The sequence below is a fragment of the Variovorax sp. DAIF25 genome (genome assembly GCF_050711835.1).
Classification (GTDB): domain Bacteria; phylum Pseudomonadota; class Gammaproteobacteria; order Burkholderiales; family Burkholderiaceae_C; genus Variovorax.
The window spans coordinates 81,015-98,363 of record NZ_CP136637.1; the positions used below are offsets into that span (position 1 = coordinate 81,015).

Genomic DNA, 17,349 nt, shown 5'->3' on the forward strand with positions numbered 1-17,349 from the left:
TCGGAATCCTTCGGGAGCAGTGGGAACGGGAAAGCGGCGAGCGGGCTCACTCGAGCGAGATGTTGTTGTCCTTGACGACCTTGACCCAGCGCTTCGATTCGGTGCCGACCAGCTGGGTGAAGTCTGCCGGAGAACCGCCGACGGGAATCAGCCCGAACTCGCCGAGGTAGCGCCGGTACTCGTCGGACTCGGCGATGCGGCGCGACAGGCTGGCGAGCAGGTCGACGATGGGTTGCGGCGTGCCCTTGACCGCGAAGACCCCATGCCACGAGTCGCCCTCGAAGCCCGGGAAGGCCTCGGCCACGGTGGGCACCTGCGGCAGCGACTCGAGCCGGTGCGTGCTCGACACGGCCAGCGGCCGCACCTTGCCGGCCTTGATGTAGGGCAGCACGTCGGCGATCGGCGAGAACGCGGTGCTGACGCGGCCGCCGAGCACGTCGGTCAGGCCGCCGTCGCGGTAGGGCACGTGGTTGAGAGCGAGGCCGGCGCTGTTGGCGAAGTAGGCCATCGACATGTGCGGCACCGTGCCCACGCCGTACGAGGCATAGCTGACCTCGCCGGGGCGGGCCTTCGCGTCCTTGATGAGGTCGGCGAGCGTCTTGTAGGGCGACTGCACTGGCACCGAGACCACCAGCGGGATCGACAGCATGCGCGTCACCGGCACCAGGTCCTGCGGCTGGTAGGGCAGCTTCTTGTAGACGAAGGGATTGATGGTGAGCGTGCCGCTCGCGGTGTAGAGCAAGGTGTAGCCGTCGGCGGGCGCGGTGGTGACGGCCTGCGTGCCGACGATGGTGGAGGCGCCGGCGCGGTTGTCGATCACCACGGGCTGCTGCAGCTGCTTGGAGACGCGGTCGCCCCAGTAGCGCGCCATCACGTCGGGCGCGGTGCCGGCGGGGAACGGCACCACCACGCGGATCGGCTTGCTCGGGTACTTGTCCTGGGCTTGAGCGCTGGCGGCGACGGTGAGGCAGAGGGCCAGCGTCCAGGCGGTGCGTTGGAAGAAGGGGCGGATCGCGGTCGGCATGGTTGTCTCCGGTAGGCCGGACTTGGGTGCCGGCTGGTTGAAGCGCGGGGTGCGCGCAGTGCCAGCGAATCTAGGTGTTCCATCGAGCGCAATGAAGCGCCCCCGGCGGAAAGCTTTGTTCCGCCTGCAGGAAAACTCGGGCGCGGGAGTATCCTCGGCGCCTCTTCGAACCCGCCCACGGACCCAAGCGATGGACACGCCGTTCAGCCTGCCTTCCGCCTATCGCCTCGCGTCGACCCGCCGCTGGGGCCGCACCCAGGGACTGACGGTGACGCCGACCGGCGCGGCGCGCGGCCGGCGCGAGTTCCTGTGCTTCCGGCCCGGCTTCTATCTGTCGCTGGGCCATGTCACGCACCTGGAAGAAAGCCGCGAGGTCTACCGCAGCGGCGACTTCATCAAGCTGCATTTCCGGCTCGAGGGCGAGAGCCGGGTCGGCCAGCCCGGCAGCACGGGCGCGCAGACGGTGAGCGCGATGAGCGTGAGCACCCTGCTGCAGCCGCCCGGTGCGGCCAAGGAGGAGTTCTTCGCGAGCGAGGTGCGCGAGCGCTCGGTCACGCTGTGCTGCTCACGCGATTTCCTGTCGGAGGAACTGGGCCTGCTCGAGCTGCCGCTGGACGGGCCTTTCGGCGCCTTCATGCAGGCGCGGCCCGATCGCTTCGAGCTGCTGCGCTTTCCGCTGAGCACGGCGCAGCATGAGATCGCCGATGCGCTGCTCGACGATGGATCGGGCGACCGCTTCAGAGGGCTCTATGCCGAGGCCAAGGCCTTCGAGCTGCTGCATGGCTTTCTGACGCGCGGCTTCGGCGATGCGCCCGTCGATGGCGCCACGGCCGCGGCACGCGAGCGGCTGGCGCCGCTCAAGGACCATATCGACGCGCATCTGGGCGAGGTCTTCGATGTGCGTGGCCTGGCGCGCCGTTTCGGGCTCAGCGAGAGCCGCCTCGCGCGTGGCTTTCGGCAAGCCTATGGCAGTTCGCTGTTCGAGTACGTGGCCAAGGCGCGGCTGGCACGCGCCAGGGTGCTGCTGGAACAGGGGCGCCAGAGCGTGACCGAGATCGCGCTCGACGTGGGCTATGGCCATGCCGCGAACTTCAGCACCGCCTTCAAGCGCCACTTCGGGCTGAGCCCGCAGGCGGCCCGGCAGGCCGCGCGCTCGGAGCACGGCGGGCACTGACGCGACGGCTCAGACCACGTCGGCCGGGGCAATCAGCACCCGCGTGTACTTGTTCATCGCCTCGACCTCGAGGCCGAGCCAGCGCGCGACCTGTTCCACCGACGTGCCGCGGCGAAGCTGGCGCAGCGCGAAGGTGTGGCGTAGCCGGAACGAACCGCCCTCGGCACTGTCGAGCCCTGCCTGCGTGAGCAGTTCGCGGGCGCAGCGGTAGTGCGATTCCTTGCCCCAGGGCTTGCCCGTGCGCGTCGAGGGAAAGAGGTGTTCGCCAGGAATACCCAGTTCGGCGCGGACCTGCAGCCAGTGCTTGAGCAACTCGGCGGCCCAGGGCGCGATCGGCGTTTCGCGCGGCGGCAGGTTGCCGTTGCCGGGCACGGCGATCTTCCAGGGGCGGTCGGCCACGCGGCCACCTGCGGCGGTGGGGGCGTCGATGGCCAGCGCGCGCACGTCGCCTGGCGCGAGGCCGGCACCGAGCTGCAAGCCGACGGCCGCGTGGTTGCGCAACTGCTGCCATGTCAGCGGTTGGCCGCGTCCTTCCGACGAGGCACCGGGGCGCGGGCGGGCACTGGAGAGAAACAGGATCAGATGCTTGGCCTCGGACGCCGACAGGAACTCGGGCGGCGGGTCAGCACTGGCCGCTTCGGCATAGCGGATCTCGGGATGGGCCAGCAGCCAGTCGGCGGCCGCCGTGCTCGGGGGCAGGTCGTGCATGGCGCAGCGATGGCGCAGCACGTGGTCGATCAACCGCACCAGCCGCAACGCATGGCGCGGCGAGAGCGACAGGTCGCTGCTCTTGATGCCGTAGCGGGCGGCCTTGAAGGCGTCGAGGTCGGCGGGTGACAGGGACTCCAGTGTCACCCGCGGGGACTGGCCCAGGCACCACGAGGTGAAGCCGTTCCACATGTCGCGGTAGACGGCCATCGACGAGGCCTCTCGCAGGGTGCCGGCGGCGCTGCGGGCCGCGAGCCATTCCTGGAAAGCCGTTTCATGCGGGCTGCCGACGGGGTCGGTATCGAAGAGGGAAGGCGTGAACATGGAAATACGCTAACGGCCTGGGTTTGTTGTTGATGACGGGTGTTTGTTTCGGCGGAGACTTAAAAGGGGCTCGTGTTAAGAGTAAGCCGTTAGTTTATTTATAGGGCCATGATCCCGCTGCTGACCGAGGCCTGAAAGAGACATCTTTTCGACTCTAGTTAGCCGACCTGTTGCAACTCGACCCGTCGCTCCACCGTTTTCCGTTGGCAACTTGTCGGGCAGCCGTTTTCAAGAATCGCCCGAGGCCGCCGAGATGCCCTCCGACAGGCCATCTCGTGGGGACGCGGCAAGTTCCAGCGCATGCTGAGCCTGAATGCCCTCTCACCCATGCTGGCCGACTCGCGCACCATCGATCTGAGCGAGTCGGGCTGGATCTTCGAGCAGCGACTGAGCGGCTGTCGCCTGCTGGCGCAGACACGCACGCCCACGCGATCGGGCAAGGTGCAATTGCAGACGCGTGACGGCTCGGACGCCACGGGCTGGTTTCCCGAGGTGGTGGAGAGCCTGGCCCAGTTGAAGGAAGGCCCCTGCATCCTCGATGGCGTGGCTTGCGTGCTCGACGATAGAGGCCGTTGCGACCGCGAAGGGCTCAGCGAACGTGCCAAGCGGCGCGGGTGGTATCGCGGCGCCAGGCCGGTGTTCTATTTCGTCTTCGACCTGCTGATGGTGCAGGGCATCGATCTCACCAGCGAGCCCTTGTCGCAGCGCAAGCAAAGGCTCGCGCGTCTGCTCGGAACGCCCTTGCTCAACGTGATACCAGTGCACCACTACGAACGTTCGGAGGCCGTCGCATTGCTGCAGCAGGGCAGGGCCCAGGCGGACTTCGCGGGCCTGATGGCCAAACGGGGAGCCAGCATCTACAGACCCGGGATCCGCTCGGCCGATTGGGTGGCACTGAACGCACAGGGTCCGCACGAGCGCATTGCGACCTGAGCCGATGCCTCGGCGCCTTCAGCGCGTGTCGGTCGTCTCGAGCTTGGCGGCCAGCTCCTCGAGGATCGAGCGCAGCTGAGCGATCTTGCGTTCGCCGAGCAGTCCGGCCAGCCGCTCCTCGTAGCTCTTCGACAGCACGATCCCGGTCAGCACCGCCTTCTCGCCGCGCGCGGTGAGCTGCACCGTGTTGGCCCGGCGGTCCTGTGCATCGGGCGTGACCGTGACGAGGCCGCAGCCCTGCATCTGTTCGACGAGGTAGCTCATGCTCTGCTTGGTCATGCCGGCGCGCGCCGCGAGCTCGCTCACGCGCGAACTGCCGGGCCCCAGGTTGCGCAACACCGCGCTGAAGGCCGGCCGGATGTCGTCGAAGCCGCTTTCCCGGAGCTCCGCATAGAGCCACCCGGACATGCGCTCGTAGGGCATGCGCAGCAAGGCACCCAGGGTCTGGTGGGTGTCGGTGAAGGGCTTTTCCTGTTGCATCGCGCGAGTATCCCGAACGACAGTCCACCTGTCCATCTGCGATCCCGCCTATGGCCAATGGCCGATGAAAAAGACAGGGCCTTTGTCAATAATTGGCAGACATTCTGTCTTTCAACGGCGCCCCGGCAGAGGCGTCACCTGCATCAGGAGCTTTGGCTTGCAAACGATCGAACACAACCTGGCGGTGGTGGACCGCCATATCCAGGGGGAGGCCCGCGATGTCGACTCCATCCTCGACCTCTACACCGACGACATCGTGCTCGAGGTCCCGGGCCGCGGCCTGCGCTTCGTCGGCCGCGACGCCGTGCGTGCCAACTACCTCGCGATGTGGCCGTCGATGGCGGAGGTGGAGATCACGCCGCTCGACCGTTTCGCCACCGAGCACCGGGTGGTCGACGACATGCTCGTCCACCTGCGCCTCGTCGGACCGGGCATGGTCAACGCGCCGGTGGCCATCGGCTCGCGCGTGGCGCTGCGCCTCGTTCACCACTTCGAGATGCGCGACGGACGGATCGCGCGCGAGCAGGTGTTCGAGATGTGGAACCTGCGCGAGCCCGAGGCCGGTCGCTGAACGGGAAGAGGCATTCGCAGCGGAACCAGTCCCGGCTTTAGCGAGTCGCATCGGTCGGTCGGTGAGCAGCCGTCTTGCGCGTGTCGGCATCTCTTCCGACAGGCGCGGCGAAGGCCGCTGACTACGCTCGTCGGCAGACCCGGGTGACACCGGGACCCGATTCCAGCCACGCCTGCTTCTGCGTCACGCGACATGTCCTCGATGCCTCTGCCACCGTCCCTCCATCCGTTCTTTCTCCGGAAGCAGCCGAAGACGCCCGCATCGAGCGGCATCGGCCGCGACACGCTCTCGCATTCCGAGCAGCACCAGGGATGGGAATTCCACTACAGCCTCGCGCCGGTGCCCGCGCGCGCCACCTTCTCGGGCACCGCGCAGATCCATCGCCAGGGCGAACGGCATTGCGAGCTGCCGATCTTCGAGCCGCAACGCAATGCGCTGGCATCGATCGACCTGTTGCGCGAGCAGTGCCTGGCGTGGATCGAGAGCCGCTCGGCGGCCACGGGCCAGCCGCCGCCCTCCGCGAACTGAGCCCCCATGGACTGGATCTCCTGGCTGCAATGGCCCGCCTTCGTCGCCTCGGTCGGCGCCGCCTGGCTGGTGGCATCGAATGCGAAGGGCAGGCGCAACACGGGGTTCTGGGTATTTCTCGCGAGCAATGTGCTGTGGGGCATCTGGGGCGTGTATTCGAGCGCCTGGGCGCTGATCGCGCTCCAGGTGTGCCTGGCCGCCATGAACCTGCGCGGTCTCGGCAAGACCAGGGAGGCGTCGTCGCAGAACTGATCGGCAGCCGACCCGGAGCGGAAAACAGCCCCGTCGGTCAAAAATAGCCAATAGGGCTAGAATGGCCAGATTCCTCCCTCGGAGAAGTCCATGGCTGCCCTCTGGCCCCCGCTCGATCAACTGCCGCGTCAGAACGCCTCGCAGGTCAAGAACCGCTGGGGCGAGGTCGTGCGCCAGGTGCGCCAGTCGGGCAGCGTGGCGATCACCAACCATGCCAATGTCGAGATGGTGCTGCTCGACGCAGCCACCTACGAACAGCTGACCACCGACCTGCAGGCCCTGCGCTCGCGCGAGGCCAACGTGCTCGAGGAGCTCGGCGCGCGCTTCGATGCGCGGCTCGCGGTGCTGCAGCAGGAGGACAGCGCCGCCAGGCTCGACGGCCTGTTCGAGGCGCGCGGCAAGCAGCGCCGGCGTCCGCGGGCCGGCGAAAGCTTCTGATGGGCGCTGCCGCGGCACGGCGGCCGTTCATCTTCGTGCTGGCCGGCGTCAATGGCGCCGGCAAGAGCTCGGTCGGCGGCGCGATGCTGGCCGGGCACGGCCTCGACTGGTACAACCCCGACCGTTTCGCGCGCGAGCTGGTGGCCGCGCTCGGCATCGACATCGCCGATGCCAACGGCCGCGCCTGGGAGCATGGGCGTGCGCGGCTCGAGGCCGCCATCGACGGCGGCCGCAACTTCGCCTTCGAGACCACGCTCGGCGCCCGCACCATCCCCGACCTGCTGGCCCGCGCCGCGCGCAGCCACGACGTTTCGATGATCTTCTGCGGCCTGGCCTCGCCCGAGCTGCATCTGCGCCGCGTGCGCGCCCGCGTGCTGCGCGGCGGCCACGACATCCCCGAAGCGAAGATCCGCGAGCGCTGGACCGCCTCGCGTGCCAACCTGATCCGGCTGCTGCCGCATCTCGCGCGGCTGCAGGTGTTCGACAACAGCGCCGAGGCCGCGCCGGGCGAGGAGATCGACGATCCCCTGCTGGTGCTCGAAGCCATCGGTGGCCGGGTCACGCACCCGGCGCCCGAGGACGCCGCAGCACTCGCCGCCACGCCCGCGTGGGCACGAGCCATCGTGCAGGCGGCGATCGAGCAGGCGCGATCGCCGGACAGCACGGCCTGATTCAGGCAGGCACCGCGCCGGGCCGAACCGTCTCGCCCGCGATCGCGCGCCGCGCGACATGGGCCACGCCCTCGGCATCCAGCAGGTAGTGGCGGTACAGGTGCGTGGGCGGCGCGATCAGGCTGTACTCGTCGTGGATGCCGTGGCGCACGAGCCGCACCGACCCGCCGACATCCGACAGCACCTCCGCCACCGCGGCGCCGAGGCCGCCGAGCACGTTGTGCTCTTCCACCGTCATCAGCAGCTTCGATCGGCCGGCCGCCTCGAGCACCGCCGCGCGGTCCAGCGGCTTCACCGTGGCCATGTCGAGCACGCCGACCGACAGCCCCTCTGCGCGCAGCGCCTTGGCCGCCTCGAGCGCGGAGTAGACCGGCATGCCGCAGGCCATGATCGTGAGATCGGTGCCCTGGCCGTGCGCGATCGCCTTGCCGATGCGGAAGTCGATGCCGTCCGCGTAGATCTCCGGATCGCGGCCGCGCCCGATCCGGAAATAGATCGGCTCGGGCCAGTCGACCGAGGCCTTGATCGCGGCCTTCAGCTGGTGGCCGTCCGCGGGAGAAATGATCGTGAGCCCGGCGATCGAGCGCATCGTGCCGATGTCCTCGGTCGCATGGTGCGAGGTGCCGTAGAAGCCGAGCGAGATGCCCGTGTGGTGGCCGATCAGCCGCACCGGCAGCGCGCTGTAGGCCACGTCCATGCGGATCTGCTCGCAGCACAGCAGGCCGAGAAAGGAGGCGAAGGTCGCCACGAACGGCATCTGGCCGGTGGTCGCGAGGCCGGCCGCGGCCGACACCATGTTCTGTTCCGAGATGCCGAACTGGATGTAGCGCTCGGGAAAGGCGGCCGCGAACTTGTTGAGGCCGTTCGAATACTGCAGGTCGGCCGAGCCGGCCACGACCGGATGGCCGGCCTCGGCCAGTTCGATCAGGGCGTCCGACAGCATGCTCAATCCGGGCGTGGTGGCGTTGAGCGAGCGGTACTGCCAGCTTTCGGGGGAGAGGGGTTGGGACATCGGGTGGGCCTCGTGGTCAGATTTCGGTTTGCATGATTTCTTCGATCGCGCGCGCGGCGTCGTCGGGCGACAGGTAGCCCAGGTGCCAGCCGGGCTCGGTCTCCATGTACGACACGCCCTTGCCCTTCACCGTGTGGGCGATCACGCAGGCCGGCCGCTCGCGCCGCGCGTCCTGCTTGAGGCGGCGCAGCAGCTGCGTGAGGGCCGAGAGGTCGTGGCCGTCGATCTCGTGCGTCTCCCAGCCGAAGGCGCGCCACTTGTCGGCCAGGCCCTCGATGCCGATCACGTCGTCGACGCGGCCGTCGAGCTGGAAGCCGTTGCGGTCGACGATGGCGATGAGCTTCGAGAGCCGGTAGTGGGCCGCGAACATCGCCGCCTCCCAGACCTGGCCCTCCTGCATCTCGCCGTCGCCGAGCATCACGAAGGTGTCGAAGCCGCGCTTCGCGATGCGCCCGCCGAAGGCCATGCCGGCACCGGCCGACAGCGCATGGCCGATCGAGCCCGAGCTGAAGTCGATGCCCGGCACCTTGCGCATGTCGGGGTGGTCGCCCAGCGGATTGCCCAGGCGGGTGTAGCCGTCGAGCGTGGCGCGGTCGATGTAGCCGTACTCCGCGAGGATCGGGAACAGGCCCACCGCCGCATGGCCCTTGCCCATGAGGAAACGGTCGCGATCGGGCCAGCGGGGCTCGTTGGCGCGGATGTCCATCACGTCGTAGTAGAGCGAGGCGAACAGCTCGGCGGCGGAGAACACCGAGCTGTAGTGGCCGACCTTGGCGATCTCGATCAGCCGGATCGTTTCGAGGCGGATGAAGCGGGCCTTCTCGCGCAGGCGGTGGAGCTCTTCCGCGGACAGGGCGGACGGGGCGGGCGGTGATTCGGACGGGAATGGCATATCGGTTGCGTGGCTAGAGGGTGAAAGGAGCTCGCGCGCATGGGCATGCGCGCGGGCGTGCGTGGGGTTCGGGAGCGTCGTGCCGGGCCTGCGTCCTCCATCGGGTTTTCCATCAACGGATCGAGCGAAAAAAGACTTGTCTCGCTCGAAATCAACATATAGGATATATCCTACATCACCGATCGGGACCTGCAAAGTCCGATTTCCTCCCCACTGTCCAGAAGGTCGTCCATGACAGTCGTATCCGCGCGTTCCCGCTGTCGCGCAGGCATTTCCAAACTCGCCGCGCTCCTCGCGCTGGCCGCTGCCGCCACCGCGTCGATGGCGGCCGATCTCACGGTCGTCGGCTTCGGCGGCGCCTTGCAGGAAGCATTTCGCAGCGCCTACTTCGAGCCGTTCAGGAAGCAGGGCGGCATCGCGCTGGTCGAGGACAGCTACCCCGGCGGCTACGCGCGGCAGAAGGCCATGGTCGAGACCGGCAACGTGACCTGGGACCTGGTGCAGATGGACGAGAACGAGATGGCCTCGGCCTGCGAGCAGGGCCTGCTCGAGCCCATCGACCGCAAGCAGTTCGCGAAGGCGCAGGACATCAACCCCGCGGCCTTCGCCAGGTGCGGCGTGGGCGCCTTCGTCTGGTCGAAAGTGCTGGCCTACGACGGCCGCAAGTTCGGCGACAACGGGCCGCGCACCTGGGCCGAGTTCTGGGACACCCGGCGCTGGCCCGGCAAGCGCGGCCTGCGCAAGCAGCCGCGCATGACGCTGGAGATCGCGCTGCTCGCGGACGGCGTGCCCGCCGCCGATGTCTACAAGGTGCTCGCCACCAAGGCCGGCCAGGACCGCGCCTTCGCCAAGCTCGAGCAGTTGCGGCCTTCCATCGTCTGGTGGGAATCGGGCGCGCAGCCGCTCGAATGGCTCGACAGCGGCACGCTGGCCGCCACCGCCGCCTACAGCGGGCGCATCGCTTCTGCCAACCAGCAGGGCAAGCAGTTCCGCTTCAGCTGGGACGGCCAGCTCTACAGCATGGACTACTGGACCATCGTGAAGGGCAGCCCGCACCGCCAGCAGGCCTACGCGCTGCTCGATTCGATGTTCGACGCGCAGCGCCAGGTCGCCTTCGCGCAGGCCATTCCCTACGGCGTGACCAACACCCGCGCCGCCGCCGCGATGCCCGAGGCGCTGCGCCCGCTGCTGCCCACCTCGCCGCAGAACCTGCGCAACGCGCTGCTGCTCGACACCGCCTTCTGGGTCGACCACGAGGAAGAGCTGCTGCAGCGCTTCACGCGCTGGGTGTCGCAACGTTGAGGCCCGCGACGATGTCCACCGGTTCCTCCGCCGTCTCGCTCGCCGTCCCAGCCCTGCCGGCCGGCACCGGCGCGGCCCTCAGGCGCTCGACCCACCGCGCGGGCCGGCGCCAGCGGCTGGTGTCGCTGCTGCTGGTCGCGCCGCTGCTGCTCTACGGCGCCGTCTTCTTCCTGCTGCCGCTGGCGATGATGATCCACCGCGCCGTCGACAACCCCGAGGTGCGCGAGGCGCTGCCGCGCACCGCGCAGGTCCTGGCCGACTGGCAGCCCGCTGCCGCTTCGCTGCCCGGCGACCCCGCCTTCGCCGCGCTGGCCGCCGACATGGCGCAGGCCCAGGGCACGCGCGCCATCGGCGAGCTCGGCCGCCGCATGAACTACGAGATCAGCGGCTACCGCACGCTCGTGATGAAGACCGCGCGCCGCGCCGGCACCGACGCGCCCGCCGCTCCCGATGCCAGGGCCTGGCTGCTCGAGGTCGACCCGCGCTGGGGCGAGGCCGCCTACTGGAGCGCGCTGCGCCGCGCCGCCACGCCCTACACCGGGCGCTACCTGCTGGCCGCGCTCGACATGGCGGAGAACGACGAGGGCCACATCGTGCGCGCCGAGCCCGACCAGCGCATCTACCTCGACATCCTCTGGCGCACCCTGTCGATCGCGGGCGCGGTCACGCTGGCCTGCCTGCTGCTCGGCTATCCGCTCGCGGCGCTGCTGGTGAAGGCGCCCAGGCCGATCGCCTTCGCGATCATGCTCGCGGTGCTGCTGCCCTTCTGGACCTCGCTGCTCGCGCGCACCACGGCCTGGATCGTGGTGCTGCAGGAGAACGGGCTGGTCAATGCGCTGCTGCAGGCCATCGGTGCCGTGAACCAGCCGCTCGCGCTGATCTTCAATGCCACCGGCCTCTACATCGTGATGGTGCACATCCTGCTGCCCTTCGCCGTGCTGCCGATCTACAACAGCCTCAAGGGCATTCCGCCGCACCTGATGCGCGCCTCGTCCTCGCTCGGCGCGCACCCGGTGCGCGGTTTCCTGCACGTCTACCTGCCGCTGAGCCTGCCGGGCGTGGCGGCCGGCGGCCTGCTGACCTTCATCGTGGCCGCCGGCTACTACATCACGCCCTCGCTGGTCGGCAGCGCGCGCGAGCAGATGCTCGGCTACTTCGTCGCCTTCTACGCCAACAACACCGTCAACTGGGGCATGGCCTCGGCGCTCGGCCTGATGCTGCTGGCCTGCGTGATGGCGGTGTACCTGGTGGCGGCTTCCACGCTCGGCGTGAAGCAGCTTGCTGGCATCAAGTGAAAGACGGGAACCCCTTCGCATGACCCACCGCCAATTCGCCCGCGCCGCCGGCGCCGTGCACTACCTGTACGGCGCGCTGATGGTGTGCTTCCTGCTGCTGCCGCTGCTCGCGATGACGCCGATCTCGCTGAGCGCCGGCTCCTTCCTGTCCTACCCGCTGCCGGGCTTCTCGACCCAGTGGTACCAGCGCGTGTTCTCGCCCGGCCCCTGGCTCGATTCGCTGCGCAACAGCCTCGTGGTCGGCGTGTGCTCGACCCTGATCGCCACCGTGCTCGGCACGCTCGCGGCCTTCGCCTTCGCGCGGCGCAACCTGCCGGCGCGGCGCACGCTGCTCGGCTTCCTGATGGCGCCGATGATCGTGCCGCCCGTGATCACCGGCCTGGGCATGTACTTCCTGTTCTCGCGCATCGGGCTCACGGCCTCGCTGCCGGGACTGGTGATCGCGCACGCTGTGCTGTCGACGCCCTTCGTCGTCATCACGGTCACGGCCACGCTGCAGCAGTTCGACATGGGCCTGCTGCGCGCTGCCTACAGCCTGGGCGCCTCGCCCGTGCGCGCCTTCTTCACGGTGGTGGTGCCGATCGTCATGTCGGGCATCGTCTCGGGCGCGCTGTTCGCGTTCATCACCTCGTTCGACGAGGTCGTGGTCGCCATCTTCATCGGCGGTCCCGGCCAGCGCACGCTGCCGCGCCAGATGTTCGACGGCATCCGCGACACCATCGACCCCTCGATCATCGCCATGTCGACCTTCCTGATGGTCGTCGCGGCGGTGGCGCTCACGCTGTCGGCCTGGCTGAGCCAGCGCGCGGCCCCTGTTCAACGCCCCCAGGACCCCGGAAGCTCCTCATGACCCCAGACTTCTCCGCCGGCGTCGCCCACGTCGACGGCCAGTACGTCGCGCTGCGCGACGCCCGCATTCCCCTCGTCGACCGCGGCTTCGTGCGCTCCGACGCCACCTACGACGTGGCCCACGTCTGGCAGGGCCGCTTCTTCCGGCTCGACGACCACATCGACCGCTTCCTGTGGTCGATGGGCGAGCTGCGCATGAGCCTGCCGATCAGCAAGAAGGAGATGCGCCACATCCTCGAGCAATGCGTGGCGCTCAGCGGCCTGCGCGACGCCTATGTGCAGATGACCTGCACGCGCGGCGTGCCGCCGCCGGGCTCGCGCGATCCGCGCGAATGCCAGAACCGCTTCTATGCCTTCTCGCAGCCCTTCGTCTGGATCGGCACGCCGGCGCAACAACGCACGGGGCTCGCGATGGTGATCAGCCAGGTGCAGCGCATCGCGAGCGCGGCGATCGACACGCGCGTGAAGAACTTCCACTGGCTCGACCTGACCATGGGCATCTTCGAGGCCTACGACCGCGGCGCGCTGGTCGCGGCGCTGCCCGATGCGCACGGCAACGTGACCGAGGGCGCGGGCTTCAACATCTTCGGCGCCAAGGACGGTGCGCTGTTCACGCCGCGGCGCAACGTGTTCGAGGGCATGACGCGGCGCACCGTGATCGAGCTCGCGCGCCAACTCGGCATCGGCTGCGAACTGGCCGACATCCCCGTGCAGCGGCTGCGCGAGGCCGACGAGATCTTCATCACCAGCACCGCCGGCGGCGTGATGCCCGTGACCCGGCTCGACGAGGCCAGCGTGGGCCACGGCGAGGTCGGCCCGCTGACGCAGCAGCTGCAGCGCATGTACTGGCAGCGCGCGGCGGACGACCCGCGCAACACCCCCGTGCCCTACGAGAACGTGGCCGCCGCGCGCGGCGGCAAGGAGCTCGCATGATCGTCGTCACCGGAGGCACCCACGGCATCGGCGCGGCCATCGTGGCCCAACTGGCCGGCCATGGCGAGCAGGTGCTGTTCACCGGCCGCGACACCGCGGCCGGCGAGGCACTGGCGCAGCACACCGGCGCCCACTTCGCGGCCGCCGACGCGTCCGATCCCGCGGCCATCGCCGAGGTCGTCGCGCGCGCCGAGGCGCTGGGCGGCGGCGTCATCGACGGGCTGGTCAACAACGCGGGCGCCGGTTCGCGCAGCGCCTTCCTCGAGCTGGGCGTCGACGACTGGGACCGGCTGATGGCGGTCAACCTGCGCTCGGTGTTCCTGTTCAGCCAGAAGGCGCTGCCGGCCCTGCAGAAGTCGCAGCGCGGCGCGGTCGTCAACGTGGCCTCGATCGCCGGCAAGGTCGGCGAGGAGGGGCTCGCGGCCTACTGCGCCTCGAAGGGTGGCGTGATCGCGCTCACGCAGGCGCTGGCGCTGGAGTTCGGCGAGCGCGTGCGCTTCAACGCGGTGTGCCCGGGCCAGATCGCCACGCGGATGATGGCGCGCGTGATCGCCGACGCCGACCGCCTGGCCGCGCTCACGCGGCGCATTCCCGCCGGCCGGCTCGGCGAGGCCGGCGAGGTGGCCGACACGGTCTGCTGGCTGCTCTCGGCGCAGGCCAGCTTCATCAACGGCGCGGTGCTCACGGTCGACGGCGGCGAAACCGCCGGCTACCGCACGCCGCCGCTGCCCGGCGCACCGCGCGCCTGAACGCTTCTTCCTTCGATAGCGAGACACCCATGCTTCCCGTCCTCTACACCCCCATTCACCGCGAGCACGAGCCCTCGTTCTTCTTCGTCACCGGCCGCTTCACGCCCGCGCAGGAGCGGATCGACCGCGCGGAGCAGCTGCGCGACGCGGCCGTGCAGGCCGGCTGCGAACTCGTGGCCGCCGACGAGCATGGCCTGGGCCCGGTCGCCGACGTGCACACGCCCGACTACCTGTGCTTTCTGCAGGACGGCCACCGTCGCTGGTCCGAGATCCCGGGCGCCGCGCCCGAGATCGTGCCCAACGTGTTCGCGGTGCCGGGCCTGCGGCACGGCTATCCCGAGCGCGTGGTCGGCCAGGCCGGCTACCACATGCAGGACCTGGCCTCGCCGATCGGCCCGGGCACGGCCGCCGCGGCCTTCGCCTCCGCCAACCTCGCGGCCGATGCCGCGCAGCGCGTGCTGCAGGGTGCCAAGGCGGCCTATGCGATCTGCCGGCCGCCCGGCCACCACGCCTACCGCGAGCGCGGCGGCGGCGTCTGCTATCTCAACAATGCCGCGATCGCCGCGCAGCTGCTGCGCCGCCATGGCCGCCGCGTGGCCGTGATCGACATCGACGTGCACCACGGCAACGGCACGCAGGGCATCTTCTACGAGCGCTCCGACGTCTATTTCGTCTCGCTGCACCGCGACCCGACGAACTACCACCCTTACTTCTGCGGCTATGCGCAGGAGCGCGGCGCCGGCGCGGGCCTGGGCTACAACCTGAACCTGCCGCTGCCGGCCGAGACCGGCGACGACGCCTACCTGGTGGCGCTCGAGCATGCCTGCCGCCGCCTCGCGGCCTACAGCCCCGACGCGCTGGTGATCTCGCTGGGCCTCGACGCGCACGAGCACGACCCGTTCAAGGGCCTGAAGGTGACGACCGAGGGCTTCCGCCGCATCGGCGAGCGCCTGGGCCGGCTCGGCATGCCGAGCGTGATGGTGCAGGAGGGCGGCTACGACTGCGACCACATCGGCGCCAACCTGGTGCACTTCCTCGACGGCTTCACGGGCGGGCTGCGCGCCTGAACCCCGTTCCTTTTTTCCTTCCCGTTCCTTTCTCCCGGAGTTCCCATGAACCTTTCGCTTTCCCTGCGCGGCCTCGTCCTGGCCGGCCTGGCCTTCGCCGCCCCGTGGACCCAGGCGCGCGACCTCACCGTCGTGAGCGTCGGCGGCGCGCTGCAGGAGTCCTTCCGCAAGGCCTACTGGCAACCCTATGCCGCCGCGAAGTCCGAGAAGCTGGTGGAGGACAGCAACGTGGTCGGCCTCACCAAGGTCAAGGCCATGGTCGAGTCGGGCAACGTGATCTGGGACCTGGTGCAGATGGACGAGGAGGACGTGGTGGTCGGCTGCGACTCGGGCCTGCTCGAGAAGATCGACTGGGCCAACGCGGCGCCCGCCACGCGCGACCTGCCCAGGGAGTTGATGAACCCCTGCGGCGTGCCGGCCATGCTGTGGGCCAAGGTGCTCAGCTACGACAGCAAGCGCCTGCCCGACGGCCCGAAATCGTGGGCCGATTTCTGGGACACCAAGCGCTGGCCCGGCAAGCGCGCGCTGCGCAAGCAGGCCAAGCAGACGCTCGAGATCGCGCTGATGGCCGACGGCGTGCCGGCCGCCGAGGTCTACAAGCTGCTGGCGACCAAGGCCGGCCAGGACCGCGCCTTCGCCAAGCTCGACCAGATCAAGAAGGACGTGCAATGGTGGGAGGCCGGCGCCCAGCCGATCGAATGGCTGGCCTCGGGCGCGGTGGTGATGGCCTCGGCCTACAACGGCCGCATCGATGCCGCGAACAAGGAAGGCCGTTCGCTCGCGATGGTGTGGAAGAACCAGGTCTACGGGCCGACCGACTGGGTGGTGGTGAAGGGCAGCCCGAACAAGGCCAAGGCGCTCGCGCTGATCGACTACATGAGCGCGCCGGCGCAGCAGAAGCTGTTCGCCGAGACCATTCCCTACGGACCGGCCAACCCGAAGGCGCAGGCCCTGCTCTCGAAGGCCGTGCTCGACAAGCTGCCCAACGCGCCGCAGAACATCGACCAGCCGCTGCTGCAGAACACCGCCTTCTGGGCCGACCATCTCGACGAGCTGCAGCAGCGCTTCGCGAAGTGGGTGTCGAACTGAACGGCACGGCGATGGCAGGTAACGCCAGCGGGTTGCAGATCCTGCACACGCCGCTTCATGCGCTGCACCGCCCTGGGCTGCTGGGCGCGCGCGGCGGATGGCGCACCTCGCGCGACGCGCCCGAGCGCGTCGACGCGATGCGCGCCGCGCTCGGCGAGGCGGGCTTCGCGGTGCAGGACGGCACGGTCTCGCACGGCCTGGCGCCGCTGGCGCGCGTGCACGATGCGCGCTACCTCGACTTTCTCGCCACCGCGCATGCCGAGTGGTTGGCGCTGCCGGGTGCCTCGGCCGAGGTGCATGCCAACGTGTTCGCGATGCGGCGCCACGGCGGCGGCTATCCGCGTTCGGTCGAGGGCCGCGCGGCCTTCCACTTCCACGACCAGTTGGCCCCGATCGGGCCCACGACCTGGGAGGCCGCGCGCGCCGCCGCGGACCTGGCCGTCGAGGCCGCCGAGCGTGTGCTGCGCGGCGCGCGCTGCGCCTATGCGCTGTGCCGGCCGCCCGGCCACCATGCCTATGCCGACATGGCCGGCGGCGGCACCTACCTCAACAATGCCGCGATCGCCGCCGAGCATCTGCGCCAGCGCTTCGCGCGCGTCGCGGTGCTCGACCTCGACGTGCACCACGGCAACGGCACGCAGGACATCTTCTGGCGCCGCGCCGACGTGCTCTTCGTCTCGCTGCATCGCGATCCTGTCGACTACCACCCGTTCTTCGCGGGCCATGCCGACGAGCGCGGCGAAGGGGAGGGCGAGGGCTTCACCTTGAACCTGCCGCTGCCCGCGGGCACGGGCGACGCCGACTACCTGCTGCAGCTCTCGGCCGCGCTCGAGCGCATCGACCGCTTCGCGCCCGAGGCGCTGGTGGTGTCGCTGGGCCTCGATGCCCATGTGTCGGACCCGGCTGCGGGACTGCGGCTCACCGAGGCGGGCTTCGCCGGCATGGGCCGGCAGGTGGCATCGCTGGGGCTGCCGACGGTGCTGGTGCAGGAAGGTGGCTACAACCCCGCGGTGGTCGGGGCGTCGCTGGTGGCGTTCCTCGACGCCTGGCGCTGAGCG

At 69.6% G+C, this 17,349-nt stretch carries 20 protein-coding genes; 15 read left to right on the forward strand and 5 right to left on the reverse strand.

The genetic code is table 11. From position 1 onward, the window contains the following. Positions 1–46 precede the first annotated feature (46 nt). A complete protein-coding gene (locus tag R0232_RS34545) occupies positions 47–1,024 on the reverse strand; it encodes a Bug family tripartite tricarboxylate transporter substrate binding protein (protein WP_431513814.1) in 978 nt (325 codons plus the stop codon). A 190-nt stretch (positions 1,025–1,214) separates the two neighbouring features. Between R0232_RS34545 and R0232_RS34550 the strand changes: the two genes are divergently transcribed. Next, on the forward strand, positions 1,215–2,198 hold the full coding sequence (locus tag R0232_RS34550) for a helix-turn-helix domain-containing protein (protein ID WP_431513815.1): 984 nt from the start codon (positions 1,215–1,217) through the stop codon (positions 2,196–2,198). A 9-nt stretch (positions 2,199–2,207) separates the two neighbouring features. On the opposite strand, the gene R0232_RS34555 is transcribed toward R0232_RS34550, so the two are convergent. Continuing rightward, entirely contained in the window at positions 2,208–3,230 is a 1,023-nt protein-coding gene (locus tag R0232_RS34555; RefSeq protein ID WP_431513816.1) for a tyrosine-type recombinase/integrase, read from the reverse strand. A 327-nt stretch (positions 3,231–3,557) separates the two neighbouring features. On the opposite strand from R0232_RS34555, the gene R0232_RS34560 reads away from it, so the two are divergent. Beyond that, complete coding sequence (locus R0232_RS34560; RefSeq protein ID WP_431513817.1) at positions 3,558–4,163, forward strand: hypothetical protein; 606 nt, start codon at positions 3,558–3,560, stop codon at positions 4,161–4,163. A gap of 18 nt (positions 4,164–4,181) precedes the next feature. Here the strand turns inward: R0232_RS34560 and R0232_RS34565 are convergent, their stop codons facing one another. Beyond that, positions 4,182–4,643, reverse strand: a complete 462-nt coding sequence (locus R0232_RS34565; RefSeq protein WP_431513818.1) for a MarR family winged helix-turn-helix transcriptional regulator — start codon at positions 4,641–4,643, stop codon at positions 4,182–4,184. A gap of 157 nt (positions 4,644–4,800) precedes the next feature. On the opposite strand from R0232_RS34565, the gene R0232_RS34570 reads away from it, so the two are divergent. The 5 genes from R0232_RS34570 to R0232_RS34590 all read left to right on the forward strand — a co-directional run bounded on the left by R0232_RS34570 (position 4,801) and on the right by R0232_RS34590 (position 7,103). Continuing rightward, on the forward strand, positions 4,801–5,214 hold the full coding sequence (locus R0232_RS34570; RefSeq protein WP_431513819.1) for a nuclear transport factor 2 family protein: 414 nt from the start codon (positions 4,801–4,803) through the stop codon (positions 5,212–5,214). 192 nt (positions 5,215–5,406) lie between these two features. After that, the gene (locus R0232_RS34575; protein WP_093345613.1) at positions 5,407–5,742 is read left to right on the forward strand and encodes a hypothetical protein; all 336 of its coding nucleotides are present in this window, start codon (positions 5,407–5,409) and stop codon (positions 5,740–5,742) included. Between the two features lie 6 nt (positions 5,743–5,748). Next, entirely contained in the window at positions 5,749–5,994 is a 246-nt protein-coding gene (locus tag R0232_RS34580) for a hypothetical protein (protein WP_398493553.1), read from the forward strand. Between the two features lie 90 nt (positions 5,995–6,084). Beyond that, positions 6,085–6,432, forward strand: coding sequence for a type II toxin-antitoxin system prevent-host-death family antitoxin (locus tag R0232_RS34585; RefSeq protein ID WP_431513820.1), 348 nt, complete (start codon positions 6,085–6,087; stop codon positions 6,430–6,432). After that, a complete protein-coding gene (locus R0232_RS34590; protein WP_431513821.1) occupies positions 6,432–7,103 on the forward strand; it encodes an AAA family ATPase in 672 nt (223 codons plus the stop codon). The genes R0232_RS34585 and R0232_RS34590 overlap by 1 nt, the downstream gene beginning before the upstream one ends. Before the next feature lies 1 nt (position 7,104). On the opposite strand, the gene R0232_RS34595 is transcribed toward R0232_RS34590, so the two are convergent. Continuing rightward, complete coding sequence (locus R0232_RS34595) at positions 7,105–8,115, reverse strand: transketolase family protein (protein WP_431513822.1); 1,011 nt, start codon at positions 8,113–8,115, stop codon at positions 7,105–7,107. 16 nt (positions 8,116–8,131) lie between these two features. Then, positions 8,132–9,007 carry a transketolase gene (locus tag R0232_RS34600; protein WP_431513823.1) on the reverse strand — a complete coding sequence of 292 codons (876 nt, stop codon included), beginning with the start codon at positions 9,005–9,007 and terminating at the stop codon, positions 8,132–8,134. Positions 9,008–9,238: 231 nt separating this feature from the next. Between R0232_RS34600 and R0232_RS34605 the strand changes: the two genes are divergently transcribed. The 8 genes from R0232_RS34605 to R0232_RS34640 are packed head-to-tail and all read left to right on the forward strand — an operon-like array spanning position 9,239 to position 17,346. Beyond that, on the forward strand, positions 9,239–10,309 hold the full coding sequence (locus tag R0232_RS34605; RefSeq protein WP_431513824.1) for an ABC transporter substrate-binding protein: 1,071 nt from the start codon (positions 9,239–9,241) through the stop codon (positions 10,307–10,309). An 11-nt stretch (positions 10,310–10,320) separates the two neighbouring features. After that, positions 10,321–11,604 (forward strand): ABC transporter permease, encoded by a 1,284-nt coding sequence (locus tag R0232_RS34610; protein WP_431513825.1) that lies wholly within the window; start codon positions 10,321–10,323, stop codon positions 11,602–11,604. 19 nt (positions 11,605–11,623) lie between these two features. Beyond that, a complete protein-coding gene (locus R0232_RS34615; RefSeq protein ID WP_431513826.1) occupies positions 11,624–12,454 on the forward strand; it encodes an ABC transporter permease in 831 nt (276 codons plus the stop codon). After that, on the forward strand, positions 12,451–13,386 hold the full coding sequence (locus R0232_RS34620; RefSeq protein WP_431513827.1) for an aminotransferase class IV: 936 nt from the start codon (positions 12,451–12,453) through the stop codon (positions 13,384–13,386). Before R0232_RS34615 ends, R0232_RS34620 begins: the two co-directional genes overlap by 4 nt. Then, complete coding sequence (locus R0232_RS34625; RefSeq protein ID WP_431513828.1) at positions 13,383–14,135, forward strand: SDR family NAD(P)-dependent oxidoreductase; 753 nt, start codon at positions 13,383–13,385, stop codon at positions 14,133–14,135. Before R0232_RS34620 ends, R0232_RS34625 begins: the two co-directional genes overlap by 4 nt. Positions 14,136–14,164: 29 nt before the next feature. Further along, positions 14,165–15,202 (forward strand): histone deacetylase family protein, encoded by a 1,038-nt coding sequence (locus R0232_RS34630; RefSeq protein WP_431513829.1) that lies wholly within the window; start codon positions 14,165–14,167, stop codon positions 15,200–15,202. A 45-nt stretch (positions 15,203–15,247) separates the two neighbouring features. Beyond that, positions 15,248–16,291: an ABC transporter substrate-binding protein gene (locus R0232_RS34635; protein ID WP_431513830.1), complete on the forward strand. Its 1,044-nt coding sequence runs from the start codon at positions 15,248–15,250 to the stop codon at positions 16,289–16,291. After that, on the forward strand, positions 16,276–17,346 hold the full coding sequence (locus R0232_RS34640; protein ID WP_431513831.1) for a histone deacetylase family protein: 1,071 nt from the start codon (positions 16,276–16,278) through the stop codon (positions 17,344–17,346). Before R0232_RS34635 ends, R0232_RS34640 begins: the two co-directional genes overlap by 16 nt. Positions 17,347–17,349 lie beyond the last annotated feature (3 nt).